This is a genomic window from Gordonia sp. ABSL11-1, assembly GCF_030315685.1.
Lineage (GTDB): Bacteria > Actinomycetota > Actinomycetes > Mycobacteriales > Mycobacteriaceae > Gordonia.
Genome location: NZ_JASXSI010000046.1, coordinates 1 through 13,123 on the forward strand (window position 1 = coordinate 1; position 13,123 = coordinate 13,123).

The following is a 13,123-nucleotide window of genomic DNA, read 5'->3' on the forward strand; positions in this document are numbered from 1 at the left end:
GACCGCACCGGCGCCACCTTGGACGAGGACAGTCTTGCCTGCGATGTCGTCTCCACCGAGCACGGCCCAATACTCGGTCAGGGCCGGAACTCCGAGACAAGCGCCGACGTCGAACCCGACGCCGCCGGGTAGCGGGCTGACGCAGGTCTGGGGCACGGCCACGAATTCGGCTGCGGTGCCGGTCTCGCCGGGCGCGGGGGAGTCGTAGCCGTGCCTGTTGACCGCGTTCCAGATCCACACGTGCCGCCCGATTCCACGAGCGGTCCACGCCCGCACCGACGGCGGTCACGACGCCCGCGCCGTCGCTGTGGGGAACCACGATGTCCCGTCGGGTGGAGACGCGGTGCGTCGACGTTCGTGGTCCGACGGGTTCACGCCCGAGGTGACGACGCGAACAAGCACCTCGCCGGGCCCGGCCCGGGGTCGGGGATGCGGCCGACGTGCAGCACGTCGCGGGCGTCGCCCGCTCGGTCGTACCATGCGGCCCTCATCGCATGATCTCCGCGCGCGGGCACCGCGCCGTCGGTGTAGGTGGATGGCACGAGATCGGGCACAGTCTCGTCTCGTCGTCTCAACCAGTGCGCGATACGCGGCGGCGCCCACGCGTACGGGTCATCGATTCCCAGCTTGCGGGCAGCGTCCCACGGCCAGTTCGGGTTGTTCAACAGCTCCCGGCCGAGTGCGACGAAGTCGGCCTGCCCAGTCTCGACGATCGACGACGCCTGGCGAGCGTGCACGATCAGGCCGACGGCCATGCTCGGCATTCCTGTTCGTCGGCTGACATCTTCGGCGTACGCGGTCTGATAGCTGTACGCCGGTGCGCCGACGCCGCCGGCAGGCCGGCCGGCGAGACCGCCGGTGCTGCAGTCGATGACGTCCACACCGTGCTCGCCGAGCAGCCCGACGAGACCGATGGTGTCGTCGATGTCCCCACCCGTCGTCAACGCAGGACAGCCGGACCAGCAGGGCCTTGTCGTCCGGCCACTCGCGACGGATCGCGTCGATGACCTCGACCACGAACCGGACGCGGTTCCCGAAGGATCCGCCGGATTGATCGGCGCGCCGGTTGCTGACGGGCGAGAGGAAAGTGTGCAGGAGGTAGCCGTGGCCGGCCTGGACGTCGATGACGTCGTACCGGCTTCGTGGGCCCTCCGTGCGGCCTCCCCAAACATGGATCGTCTGCTCGATGTCGAGTGTGGTCATCTCGGTTGGGACGGGACCGTCGGGGATCGGGATGGCGCTAGAGGCCAGCGCCGACCAGTCGGAGCCGTCCGGCAGGGGTAGGTCTCGCGGTGACCAGGGCGGATTTCGCCTGCCTTTGCGACCCGCGTGAATGAGCTGGATCCCGGGCACGGCGCCGCCCGCTCGGATGGCGTCGGCCAGGACCTTGTGGCGTGCGGTGAGGGGTGTCGTCCCACAGACCCAGATCGCCCGTGGTGCCTCGTCCACGGCGATCGACGGTGGTGCCATCCTGCAGGACGAGCCCAGCACCGCCCTCGGCCAGACGCCCGAGATGCACGACGTGCGTCGTCGTCGGTGCACCGTCGACCCCTGCGTACTGCCACATCGGGGACGCCACGATGCGGTTCCTCAGTCGCACGCCGCGCACGGTGATCGGGTCGAACAGGCCGGGCATGAGCGCTCCTCTGTCTGGGCAAGGTCTCAATCCGCAGCAGAACCGCGCTGTGTTACGGGAGTGAAACTTGCTACGGCGCCCTTCAGATCGGTTGACACGGCCGAAGGGCATCATTACCGTCATGCTATCCATCAACACGCTGTTTCACTATATGGCACAAGGAGTCTTCGATGACCAGGGAACTGGAGTGCCGTCGGGTTACCCGTCCGGCCGACACCACGATCGAGTACACCGTGAGCGGACCTGTTGACGGTCGCATCATGGTGCTGATTCATGGATGGGCTTGCGACAGAAGCGATTACGATCCGATCGTCCAGCAGCTCGCCGACGACGTGCGGACTATCGCAGTCGATCTCGCCGAGCACGGCGATTCGCGTTCCAGCAGGGACGACTACTCGATGCGCGAGCTCGCTCGCGACGTGGTTGCGGTGTTGGAAGCCGAGGACGTCTCGGACGCGCGGGTCGTCGGTCACTCCCTCGGCGGCGCCGTGGCCGTCGAGGTGGCCTTGCTGGCGCCGGAACGCGTGCAATCGGTGGCCGCTCTCGACGCCCTGCACTACACCTTCCTCTTCGGTTCGCTCGATGATCAGCAGGCCGACGGCTTCTTGTCGATGCTGCGTGACGACTTCCCGGCGCTGGTGCGCAGTATGGTCGAGGCCGGATCTCCGGACGGAACAGCGGAGTCGCTGAAGGACGAGTACTTCGAGCGCATGGTGTCGGTGCGCCAGCCTGCCGGCAGTGCCGCGTACGAGGGTCTGGTCCGGTGGAAGATGGAGGACGCGCTGCGCGCGGTGACGCGGCCCGTGACCGTCTACGGAATCCGGGAAATGATCGCCGAAGGCGCACCCGGCGTGCTGGCCGGGTTCGGCGTCGAGGTCGTCCCGATCGACCTGGGCAGCCATCACTTCGCGGTCGAGAACCCCGAGGGCACCGCGAAGCTGCTCGGCGAGATCGTCGACGCCTGAGCCGGTTCCGTCAGACCGTCGATATCAACGCACTGATCTCGGCGGCAGCCGCGACGGTACGCGCAGCCGTCTCGGCCTCGCGTGACGGGTCCCAACGTTGCTCGGGAACCGACAGGGCAACCGCGGCGACGGGTGTGCCCGCCGCGTTCGTGATCGCTGCGCCGATGGAGGCGACCGTCGGTCGATACCACGTGGACATGTTCATCGCATAGCCGCGACGGGCGGTCCTCGCGATCTCCTCGCGCAGCTCTTCGGGGGTCTGCACCGGCGCGTCGGCGAACTCGGTGAGCTCGACTGCGAGGACGGCGTCGAGTTCGGCGGGCTCCAGCTGGGCCATCACGGCCACTCCGCCCGAGGTCGCCCGCAGTGGGAGCCGCTGACCGATCTCGAGGTGGACGCGGACGACGTGGGTGCTCTCTTCGCGTCCGATGATCACGTAGTCGTCGCCGTCGCGAAGTCCGAGGAAGACGGTCTCACCGGTCTCTTCTGCGAGCCGCTTGATCACCGGTCCGGCGATCTCGCGAAGATCCTGCTCGCCCGCGCCGCGCAGGCTGAGAGCGAGCACTTTCAACGTGACACCCCAGCGTGCGAGATCGGTGTCGACGATGCGGAGCCACCCCGCCTGCTGGAGCGTGACCAGACAGCGCTGGACGCTGCTCTTCGGGATCTGGGTCAGCCGCGACAGCTCAGAGACCCCGATCGGCTGACGGGCCACGACCTCCTCGAAGACGCGCAAGGTACTCAACACGCTGTTCATCGAGCGGATCTTGCTCGATGCCGGGGAACGGGGGGTGCTGTGCGGGGTGTCCATAACGCGCAAAGCTATCAGCTACGGCGTACCTCATCGTGGCACGGCGTCCACCTTGACGGGCCGGATCGAGCAAATACGGCACCGCGAACGCGGCGCCTCATCGAGGAGGAGTGGATATGGAGCTGACAATTGTGGGAGATGTCGTGGTCGGGGGCTGGCCGCGGCAAGTGGCGGACGGGAGTGCCGCGCCGGGGCAACCGGCGTTCGGACTGCTCGCCGGCGGTGACGTGGTGATCGGCAACCTCGAGGTGCCGTTGACGTCGCGGGGTGAGCGTGCGGAGAAGCTCGTCGCCATGAGGGCGCCTGCGGCCGGAGCGATGGAACTCGCGTCGATGGGTTTCGACATCGTGTCCCTGGCGATGAACCATGCCATGGACTATGGCGTGCAAGGGATGCGGGACACCGTCGCGTCGCTCGATGAAGCGGGAGTCGCGCACGCGGGATTCGGTGAGACCAGGGTCGAGGCGACCTCGCCTGCCATTCTCGACGTAGGCGGGCAGACGCTCGCCTTCCTCAGCTTGTGCTCCGCCCTCCCGCTCGGCTTCAACGCCACCGCGGATCGTCCGGGTATCGCCCCACTCCGGGTGCGCCAGTGGTTCGAGTTCGACACCGGCTTTCTCGAAGAGACTCCGGCCACGCCGCCCTATGTCCACTCCGCCGCCCACGAGCCGGATGTGGTCTCGGCCGAGGCCGCCATTCGTGACGCCAAGGCACGGCACGACGTCGTCGTCGTCGCGCTCCACTGGGGTGTTCCCTTCCCGTACCTGCCCTCGGCGCAGGGGCCGCTGGCCGACTATCAACGTCCAGTCGCGCACCGTCTGATCGACGCGGGTGCCGACGTCGTCATCGGGCACCACCCGCATTGCCTACACCCCGTCGAGTTCTACGAGAGCGGCGTAATCCTGTACTCCACCGGAAATTTCGTCTTCGACTGGTGCGACGGATGGAACCCCGACTCGATGGTCGTTCCGGCCGATACCCACCCGTACGCCCCGTACCGGCCGGTGCTGATGCGCGGCGCCTGGTACGAGAGCGCGGTGTTCCGGGTGGAGGTCGGGAACGGCGCTCCACCGCGGCTCCGGCTCGATCCCTTCGAGCTGGACTCCGACAGCCAACCGGTCCTGCCGCGTCCGGAGGTGGCCGCCCGGATTCTGCAGGGTGTCGAGCAGGGGTCCCGCGAAATCGATCCTGCCGTCTGCATCGACGCGCGGGGGCATGTGTCGCGCCGGTCTACGGAACTTGCGGTGAACTCGCTCGGTGACGGGCAGCGCAACACCGCGGAATGAAACCGAATTCACATGGATGTCACACGAAACGGTTGACACGCGTAGCGGTGGACGCCATCGTTGTGTTCTGAATTACAGCACGACGTGCCGTAATACGGCACACTGCACAGAAAGGCATGGTCGATGACCACCCCACTTGCACGCGCGGCCGACTACGAGTCGTTCCCCTACCTGACGCGTGGCGAGGACTTCCCGTCGATCGAGCTGGCCGACCCGTCGTACCGACGGAGCGCGTTCTCGCCGGATCTCGAAGACGCTCAGGAGCGCCGAGTCGAGCGGCTGCTCGAGGACAGTACGGTCGTGAGTTTCCACGACCACCCGCAGCTTCTGCCTGCCGATTTCGACGATGTCTCCAAGTTTCTGAGCAGCAAGCAGGAGTTCACGGCGTATGCACAACTGCGCACGTCCGGGATCACCGCCGTCTTCGACAACTGGTTCGGCATGATCGGCTCTTCCCGGCGTTCGGGATGGAAATGGGACGACCTCGTCACGACGCTCGGGCTCCGTCTCGCCGACATCGCCCATCAGGACGGCGTCGTGGCTGTGCGCACGCTCCAAGACATCCTCGATGCGAAGCGCAACGGCGACCTTGCGTTTGTACTCGGTACCGAGTCCGCTGGAATGATCGAGAACGAATTGGACCGAATCGACGTGCTCTACGGCCTCGGCATCCGCCAGATGGGCCTGGTCTACTCCGACTCGAACAGCCTGGGCACGGGCCAGAAGGAAGCCCGGGATGCCGGGCTCACGGACTTCGGACAGCGCGCGGTGCGACGGATGAACGCGCTGGGCATGCTCGTCGACGTCTCGCACGCCAGCGACCAGACCTCGCTAGACGCGATCGAGGCGTCCTCGACACCGATCGCCGTGACCCATGCCGGGGCACGCTCGGTGTGGCCGATCCCCCGAATGAAGCCCGACCACGTCCTGACCGCACTCGCGGAGCGCGGAGGAGTGCTGGGTATCGAGGCGGCACCCCACACGACGCTGTCGCATGCGCATCGCGCGCAGTCGATCGCATCGGTCATGGACCACTTCGCCTACGCCGTCGACCTGATGGGGATCGAGCACGTGGCCTTCGGTCCCGACACACTTTTCGGCGACCACGCGGAGTTTCAGCGGTCGATCAGTAGCGCCATCGGGGCGTCCGCCGTGTTCTCGGCCGAGGGCCTCGATCCCGAGCCGGTCGACTTCGTCGACGGGCTGGAGAACCCGTCGGAGAACTTCCGACATATCACCGAGTGGCTCGTCGGCCACGGATACAGCGACGCCGACATCTCGGCGGTCCTCGGCGGGAACATTCTTCGACTTCTCGCGGAGGTGTGGCGATGAACGACCTCGACAAGCGAATCGGGCAGTCCTTCGAGGACGTCTCCGGTGAGGCGATCAACCTGTCCCATTGGATCAACGCTCATCCCGAACTGGCCTTCGAGGAGCACGAGAGCGCGGCGAAGATCATCGAGGTGCTCGCCGGGCACGGGTTCGTCATCCGACGACGCGTCGCGGAGTTGGACACGGCATTCACGGCGACGATCGGCTCCGGGGACCTATTGATCGGCATCTGCGTCGAGATGGATGCGCTGCCCGAGATCGGTCACGGATGCGGTCACAACGTCATCGCCGCCGCCGGGGTCGGGGCGGCGCTGGCGCTGGCGCCGTACGTCGATGAACTCGATCTGACGCTGCGTGTCTTCGGGACACCTGCCGAGGAGAGCGGCACCGGCAAGGAGATCATGGTGCGGGCCGGCGTCTTCGACGAAGTCCACGCGGCGATCATGATCCACCCCTCGCTCAAGGACGTTGTGCGCCCGAGGTTCCGCGCAGCTCGATCCTGGCGCCTGACCTATACGGGCGTGGGCGGTCACGCGTCACGCCCGTGGAGTGCGCGCAACGCGGCGGATGCGACGGTACTGGCCCAGGCGGCAATCGGGTTGCTACGCCAACAGCTTCGCGACGGGATTCGTGTCCACCACGTGGTGAAGGAGGCCGGGGGCGCGGTGAACGTCATCGCCGATCGCACAGTCGTGGAGTGCATGATCCGGTGCGACACCATCGCCGAGGTCGACGAGATCTGGACGCGGGTCCGCGCATGCTTCGAGGCCGGAGCGCATGCGACCGGAACTGAACTCGACATCGAGACGCTGCCGTCGTTGTACCGCGAGTTCAGGAACGATGACGATCTGGCCACGATCTTCCAGCGACGAGCGGAACAGACGGGTCGCTCCTTCCCGGATTACGAGGACGCACTGTTCGGGTCGACGGACATGGGCAATGTCTCCCAGGTTGTGCCCGCGCTGCACCCGATGTTGTCGTTCGACCTGCCTGCAGACCAGGGGAATCACACGGCAGCTTTTGCGGCCGCTGCCGGCGGCGTGCAAGGCGACCGCTTCGTTGCCGAGGGCGGCCTCGCCATGGCACTGACGATCGCCGATGTCGCACGCTCGTCCGAACTTCGAGCGCGCTTGCACCGAGCGGCGAGCGATCGATCCATCCCGAAATGAGAGCAGGTGAGGAGACCGTCATGCTGTCCATCCACGAGGTCGAGTCCGGTTATGGGCTCGTTCCCGTCCTCCGAGGGGTGTCCCTCGAGGTACCCGCCGGGGAAGTGGTTGCGGTACTCGGCCCCAACGGAGCCGGGAAGTCGACGCTGCTGCGCACCGTATCCGGACTCCTCGCCGTCCGATCGGGTTCCGTCACCGTCGGCTCGACCGATCTTGCCGGGATCTCCCCCCACCGCATCGCACGGCTGGGCGTCGCCCACGTGGTGGAGGGCCGCGGCATCCTGCCGAATCTCACCATCAAGGAGAACCTCCTCCTCGGTTCTTTCGTGCGCGGATCCCGGACGGGTGAGCCCGACCGGGTCGCGGACGTGCTCGACCGGTTCCCGTGGATGAAGTCGCGGCTGTCCGATCTCGGGGGGCGCCTCTCCGGAGGGCAGCAGCAGATGCTCGCGATCGCCCGGGCGATGTTGGGCGAACCGAAGGTCCTTCTACTGGACGAGCCGTCGCTCGGGCTGGCGCCGAGGATCATCGACGAACTCTTCGGAGTGATCACCGAGCTCGCCACTGCCGATCGCGCCGTCCTGATCGTCGAGCAGCAGGTGCACCGATGCCTTGAGGTGGCGGACCGCGGCTACGTGCTCCAGCGCGGACAAGTCGTCCTGGCTGACGACGCCGCAGCACTACAGGTGGACGAGCGAGTCGAACGGGCGTACATGTCATGACCAAGACAACTGTCGAGTCGCAGTCCGTGGACGCCTCGAGCGATCGCGCGATCCTTCAGGTGGACGCCCTCGGGGTGAGGTTCGGCGCCTTCCAAGCGCTCACCGACCTGACGATGGAGATCAGGCCCGGAGAGATCGTCGGAGTCATCGGCCCCAATGGAGCAGGCAAGTCGACGCTGGTCAACGCGCTCGCCGGCGTCGTCGAAGCGGGCACCGGCAGCGTGGTGCTCGGCGGCTGTGACCTCGGTCAGGCGCGGCCGGTGCGACGCGCTCGACTCGGCCTGGTCCGCACCTTCCAGACCGCGCAGCTCTTCGGTTCGCTGACGGTGCGCGCGAACATCGCCCTGGCGGCGCGTTCAGGGTCGGGGAAGGCGCTGGATGCCGCCATCGGCCATGCCCTGAAGGTGTTGCGGATCGAGCACACGCTCGACGCGACCGCTGATCGGCTCAGTGGCGGACAGCGCAAGCTGGTCGAGCTGGTCCGCGCCCTCGCCTGTGGGCCCCGCGTGCTGCTCCTGGACGAGCCCGTGGCGGGAGTGCCGATGCGCGACCGGGCCGCGGTGCTCGACCTCATGCGTCACGAGGTGGCCGAGCGCGGCGCCTCCATCCTCCTGATCGAGCACGACATGGAGTTCGTCAGCAGCGTGTGCGATCGCCTCTACGTCATGAACGCCGGCGCCCTCATCGCGCAGGGGTCCTGGCAGGAGATCAGTACCAACCCGGCCGTGCTCGAGGCCTACCTCGGAGCCGTCTCCACACCATCGACAGACGTCGGCGACCAGAAAAAGGAACCGAAATGAGAACAACACTTCGTCGTCGGGCCGGTGTGGCCCTCGCGGCCGTGAGTTTGGCGGTCGTGTCCGCGTGTGGCTCGAGCACGTCGTCGATCGGCGGTGAGGGGGCCTACGCCGATGGCGCGCCCCTGACCATCGGCATCTCGACCGTCGCGACCGGACCGCTCGCCATCAACAATCAGGTGACCGAAGGTCTGGAGGCCTACGTCGCCTCCAAGAACGCCGATGGCGGGTTCGACGGCCACGAGATCAAGCTGGAGGTCGTCGACAGCCAAGGGACCGTCGCCGGAGGTTCGACGTCGGCACGTCAACTGCTCGCGTCGGATCCCTTCGGCGTCTTCGTCCTGTCGACAGCGCCTTTCGCGGGTTCGCAGACGGTGCTCAAGAACGCGCCCGACGTGCCGGTCTTCGTGCTCGCGAACGGCTCGGTCGTCAAGGAGTCGGGGCTGCCGAACGCGTTCGGCATGTTCACGGACTACACGACCGAGAGCTTCGTCGGGCTCGAGACGTTCGCCGAGCAGGGCAAGAAGAAGATCGCGCTGGTGTACGACCCGACGATCGGCGAGGACGCTGCCAAGCACTTCCCGGTGGAGGCCGGGAAGCTCGGCGTCGAGGTGGTCGACGTCCCGCTCCCGGCCACCGCCACGAACTTCGCCCCCATCGTTCAGAAGCTCCGCTCGGCAGGCGCCGATGCGATCGTCTTCCAGGTTGTGGCGCAGAGCATTTCGGGCACCATGCGGGCGGCCCAGAAGGCAGGCCTGAATCTTCCGGCGATGTCGTACTCGGGCCAGCTGAACTCCACGACCCTCGGCCTCGGCGGGGACGCGCTCGAAGGCATGTACTTCTCCGCGTTGTTCCCCCTGGTAACCGACCCGTCGCCGGCGGTGCAGGAGTTCGCGACGAAGATCGCGGCGATCGAGCCGGAGGCCGCCACCGTCCTCGGCATCCTCGGCTGGAACACCGGAGCGATGATCGAACGTGCGATCGAGGACGCGTCGAAGAAGGGTGACCTCACGCGCGACTCGTTCATGGAAGCGCTGCGCGGCCTCGGTGGTCAACAGGTTGGCGTCGTGGACCGAGTGGGGTGGACCAAGGACACCGTGAGCTCGATCGATGCGGGAAACACGGAGAGCTTCAAGGTCTACCAGGTGCAGGACGGACAGTTCGTGGAGGTCGGTCGATGAGTCGATTCCGCGCATTCCGACGAACAAGAGGAGACATGCCATGTGGGTTGTGATCGCCAGTGGTCTCGTGAGCAGCGGTCTGTACATCGCCATCTCGCTGGGCGTCGTCCTGACGTTCCGCTTCGCACACGTTCTCAACTTCGCGCAGGGGGCGATTGCGACGCTGTGCGGCTACGCCGCCTGGCAGCTGGTCGGGTCGGGTCTGTCCATCTGGGGAGCGTGGGCGGTGGCGATCGCCGTCGGCGCCCTGACCTCGCTGGTGTTCGGTCTGATCATCGGGCGGTATCTGGCCGACGCGCCGGAGCTGCTGACCGCGATGGCCACGTTCGGTCCGGCACTGGCGATCATGGGCATCGTCGGCGAGGTCTGGGGGCAGAATCCGAAGGCTCTGCCGACCCCGTCGATCCTGGACGGCACCGTCGAGGTGGCCGGGGCGACGGTCGGTCGCTTCGAACTCTCGTTCCTGGTGTGGATCCTCGCCCTCGTGGGTCTGCTGTCGATCGGGCTCCAGCGATCAAGAGTCGGCCTGGCGCTGCGCGCGGTCGCAGACGACCCGGCGACCGCCGCCGTCAACGGCGTGAACGTGGTGGCGCTCGAACGTCTTGCGTGGGCCGCGGCGGGAGCTGTCGCCGGTATGGCCGGGGTGGCGATCAGCATCTCTGCTCAGCTCGATCCGAACTACCTCACCACCTTCATGATCGCGGCTTTCACCGCGGTCGTGCTCGGCGGGATCGGTACGTTCGCGGGGCTTGTGGTCGGGTGCCTGGTCTACGGAGTGATTCTCGCGCTCGTGTCGTTCTATGTGGGTCCCCAGTACGAGGCCATCACCGCGCTGGTGTTGCTGACGATCCTGTACATGGTGCGTCCCACGGGGCTGCTCGGACATCAGACGTTGGTTGCGAGCAACGGCCTTCCGGCGCAATCCGACTCGACGGGTGGGCGATGGGTCACGGCGATGATCGGTGCCGCCGAAAAGGTACGTGCCGCGGCGCCGGACCGGGTGCGCGCTCGCACCGTCGCGGTGCCTGCTGCTCTCGTCGTGGTGTTTGTGCTGGTGGTGGTGCTGCCGAGGAATCTGGACGGCTCGTTCGTCTTCGTCCTCGCCACAGCCATCGCCATGGCCGTCGCGGTCGCGGGTCAGAACGTGGCGTCGGGTATGTCGGGCCGGCTCGCCGTCGCCCAGGGCGGGTTCATGATGGTGGGCGGGTACTGTACCGGGCTCCTCGTCAGCGAGGCTGGTGCGTCCCCGCTCGTGGCCGTCGTGGGATCTCTGATCGTCGGTCTCGCATTCGGCGCGGTCATCGGCGCGAGCATCATCCGCTTGTCGGGCATCTATCTGGGCATCCTGACCCTTCAGTTCACCCTGGCCGTTCCCGAACTCGCCAAGGCGTGGACCGGCCTGACCCGCGGCGAGCTGGGTATCGTGCTCCCGTCGCTGGATCTGATCGGCTGGACCGCGATCACGCCTTACGACATCTGGATCGCGACCGCTCTGTTGACGGCCATCGCGCTCGGCGCGCTCGGCTGGTTCAGCAGAGCGAAGATCGGGATGAAGATCAGGGCAGCACGGGACGCCGATCTCGGGGCGGAGTCGATCGGGCTCGACGTCAGGTGGCTGAGAGTCGCGGCGATCGCGGTCAGCGGTGGCGGTGGCGCGTTGGCTGGATCACTCAGCTCGTTGCAATCCGGCATCATCACCCCCGAGTCGTTCGGGATCTGGACCAGCGTGACCATACTGCTCGCCGCGGCGATCGCGGGACAGAACTCGGTCGTGGTCGGGCCCCTGGTCGGTGCCTCCTTCATTGTTCTGCTTCCCTACCTGCTCGCGAGCCAGGGCGGGTGGAGTTCGATCATCTTCGGCTTCGGAGCGCTCGGCTTCTTGGTGATCCGCCGACTTGTGGCCCGTGCCCATGTCATGGCGGCACGTACCGGACACGAGGACTCCGACAGCGGCGATGCACCGCCGAAGAAAAGTTCTGACCACCGAGGTCTGACCGTCGGCCGTTCACGGGTCTCGGCCCGGCACGTACCGCGGCGCACCAGCCACCAACTTTGAAGGAGTCATCACGAGCATGCCCACCAACCACGACTGGTTCCGGCCGTTCGGGCGCACCGGGGTCAAAGTGAGCCCGCTGGCTCTTGGCTCGATGAACTTCGGGTCCCAGTTCAGCACGGGAGCCGACGAGGCCGAACGGATCGTCGGGGCGGCGCTCGACGCGGGAATCAACGTAGTCGACACCGCCGACGTGTACTCGCAGGGGGAGTCCGAGCAGATCGTCGGGCAGGCCATCCGGGGGCGCCGCGACAACATCTTCCTGGCCTCGAAGTTCCACGGGGGTATGGGCGGCGACGTCAATCGGGGCGGTAACTCGCGGCGATGGGTGAAGCGCGCCGTCGAGGACAGCCTTCGACGTCTGCGCACCGACCACCTCGACCTGTACCAAGTTCACCGACCCGATCCGGCCACACCTCTGGAGGAGACGATCGGTGTGCTGTCGGATCTCGTCCGCGAGGGAAGGATCCGGTATTACGGCACGTCGACCTTCGAGCCGCACGAGGTTGTCGAGGCGCAGTACTTGGCGCGGGCGGGCTTCCACGTGGCCGCGTCCAGTGAGCAGGCCCCGTACTCGATCCTCGCCCGTGGGATCGAGCGCGCCTTGCTGCCGGTCGCCGAGCAGTTCCGGCTCGGCGTCCTCACGTGGAGTCCGCTGGCGGGCGGGTGGTTGTCCGGGCGATGGCGCCGGGGCGAAGACGTCGCCTCGTCCAGCCGTGCGGAGATCATGGGGACGCGCCACGACCAGGCGCTTCCGGCGAACATCCGGAAGCGACGGGCGGCCGAGGACCTGCTGGACCTCGCGGACGAGGCGGGGATCAGTCTGGTCGATCTGGCACTCGCCTGGACGTTGCATCATCCCGCAGTGTCGTCGGTGATCGTCGGTCCGCGCACCCTCGCGCAGTTGACGGCGCAACTGGTGGCTCCCTCGATCACCCTCGACGACGATCTGCTGGATGCGATCGACGCGATCGTGCCTCCCGGCGTGACGCTCAATCCGGCGGATGCTGGCTACGTACCCCCGTCGATCGGGCAGGCGAGTTCCCGGCGTCGCGCCGCCGCGCCGGGGACCCCGACCGTGCGCCGTCGCCCCGCCGCGGTTCGATGAGAGGCCCCTCGCGGCAGGGAGTGAGCCGTCGATGGTGTTGAGCGCACTTGACCTGTAGTCCAT

Annotated in this window: 11 protein-coding genes and 2 pseudogenes; 9 read left to right on the top strand and 4 right to left on the bottom strand. The window is 67.0% G+C overall.

What is annotated here, in order from left to right; translation table 11 throughout:
• The 3 genes and pseudogenes from QSJ19_RS25890 to QSJ19_RS26910 form a co-directional block, all read right to left on the bottom strand.
• Positions 1–240, bottom strand: a pseudogene (locus tag QSJ19_RS25890) (NADPH:quinone reductase); the annotation flags it as partial.
• 131 nt (positions 241–371) lie between these two features.
• Positions 372–1,353: pseudogene (locus tag QSJ19_RS26905) on the bottom strand (oxidoreductase).
• Positions 1,241–1,768, bottom strand: a complete 528-nt coding sequence (locus QSJ19_RS26910; RefSeq protein ID WP_353507181.1) for an oxidoreductase — start codon at positions 1,766–1,768, stop codon at positions 1,241–1,243. The pseudogene QSJ19_RS26905 and the gene QSJ19_RS26910 overlap by 113 nt, the downstream one beginning before the upstream one ends.
• Positions 1,769–1,806: 38 nt before the next feature.
• Between QSJ19_RS26910 and QSJ19_RS25900 the strand changes: the two genes are divergently transcribed.
• Positions 1,807–2,601 carry an alpha/beta fold hydrolase gene (locus QSJ19_RS25900; protein ID WP_286323927.1) on the top strand — a complete coding sequence of 265 codons (795 nt, stop codon included), beginning with the start codon at positions 1,807–1,809 and terminating at the stop codon, positions 2,599–2,601.
• A gap of 10 nt (positions 2,602–2,611) precedes the next feature.
• Here QSJ19_RS25900 and QSJ19_RS25905 read toward each other — a convergent pair whose 3' ends face one another.
• Positions 2,612–3,358: an IclR family transcriptional regulator gene (locus QSJ19_RS25905; RefSeq protein ID WP_286323928.1), complete on the bottom strand. Its 747-nt coding sequence runs from the start codon at positions 3,356–3,358 to the stop codon at positions 2,612–2,614.
• Positions 3,359–3,528: 170 nt separating this feature from the next.
• Here QSJ19_RS25905 and QSJ19_RS25910 point away from each other — a divergent pair, with 170 nt between their 5' ends.
• The 8 genes from QSJ19_RS25910 (at position 3,529) to QSJ19_RS25945 (ending at position 13,060) form a co-directional block, all read left to right on the top strand.
• Positions 3,529–4,698, top strand: coding sequence for a CapA family protein (locus QSJ19_RS25910; protein ID WP_286323929.1), 1,170 nt, complete (start codon positions 3,529–3,531; stop codon positions 4,696–4,698).
• Positions 4,699–4,821: 123 nt separating this feature from the next.
• Positions 4,822–6,030: a dipeptidase gene (locus QSJ19_RS25915; RefSeq protein WP_286323930.1), complete on the top strand. Its 1,209-nt coding sequence runs from the start codon at positions 4,822–4,824 to the stop codon at positions 6,028–6,030.
• Positions 6,027–7,199, top strand: a complete 1,173-nt coding sequence (locus QSJ19_RS25920) for a M20 family metallopeptidase (RefSeq protein ID WP_286323932.1) — start codon at positions 6,027–6,029, stop codon at positions 7,197–7,199. Before QSJ19_RS25915 ends, QSJ19_RS25920 begins: the two co-directional genes overlap by 4 nt.
• Before the next feature lie 20 nt (positions 7,200–7,219).
• Entirely contained in the window at positions 7,220–7,921 is a 702-nt protein-coding gene (locus QSJ19_RS25925; RefSeq protein ID WP_286323933.1) for an ABC transporter ATP-binding protein, read from the top strand.
• Positions 7,918–8,721 carry an ABC transporter ATP-binding protein gene (locus tag QSJ19_RS25930; RefSeq protein ID WP_286323934.1) on the top strand — a complete coding sequence of 268 codons (804 nt, stop codon included), beginning with the start codon at positions 7,918–7,920 and terminating at the stop codon, positions 8,719–8,721. Before QSJ19_RS25925 ends, QSJ19_RS25930 begins: the two co-directional genes overlap by 4 nt.
• On the top strand, positions 8,718–9,899 hold the full coding sequence (locus QSJ19_RS25935) for an ABC transporter substrate-binding protein (RefSeq protein WP_286323935.1): 1,182 nt from the start codon (positions 8,718–8,720) through the stop codon (positions 9,897–9,899). Before QSJ19_RS25930 ends, QSJ19_RS25935 begins: the two co-directional genes overlap by 4 nt.
• A gap of 40 nt (positions 9,900–9,939) precedes the next feature.
• Complete coding sequence (locus QSJ19_RS25940) at positions 9,940–11,955, top strand: ABC transporter permease (protein ID WP_286323936.1); 2,016 nt, start codon at positions 9,940–9,942, stop codon at positions 11,953–11,955.
• 16 nt (positions 11,956–11,971) lie between these two features.
• A complete protein-coding gene (locus QSJ19_RS25945; protein WP_286323937.1) occupies positions 11,972–13,060 on the top strand; it encodes an aldo/keto reductase in 1,089 nt (362 codons plus the stop codon).
• The last annotated feature ends 63 nt before the right edge of the window (positions 13,061–13,123 follow it).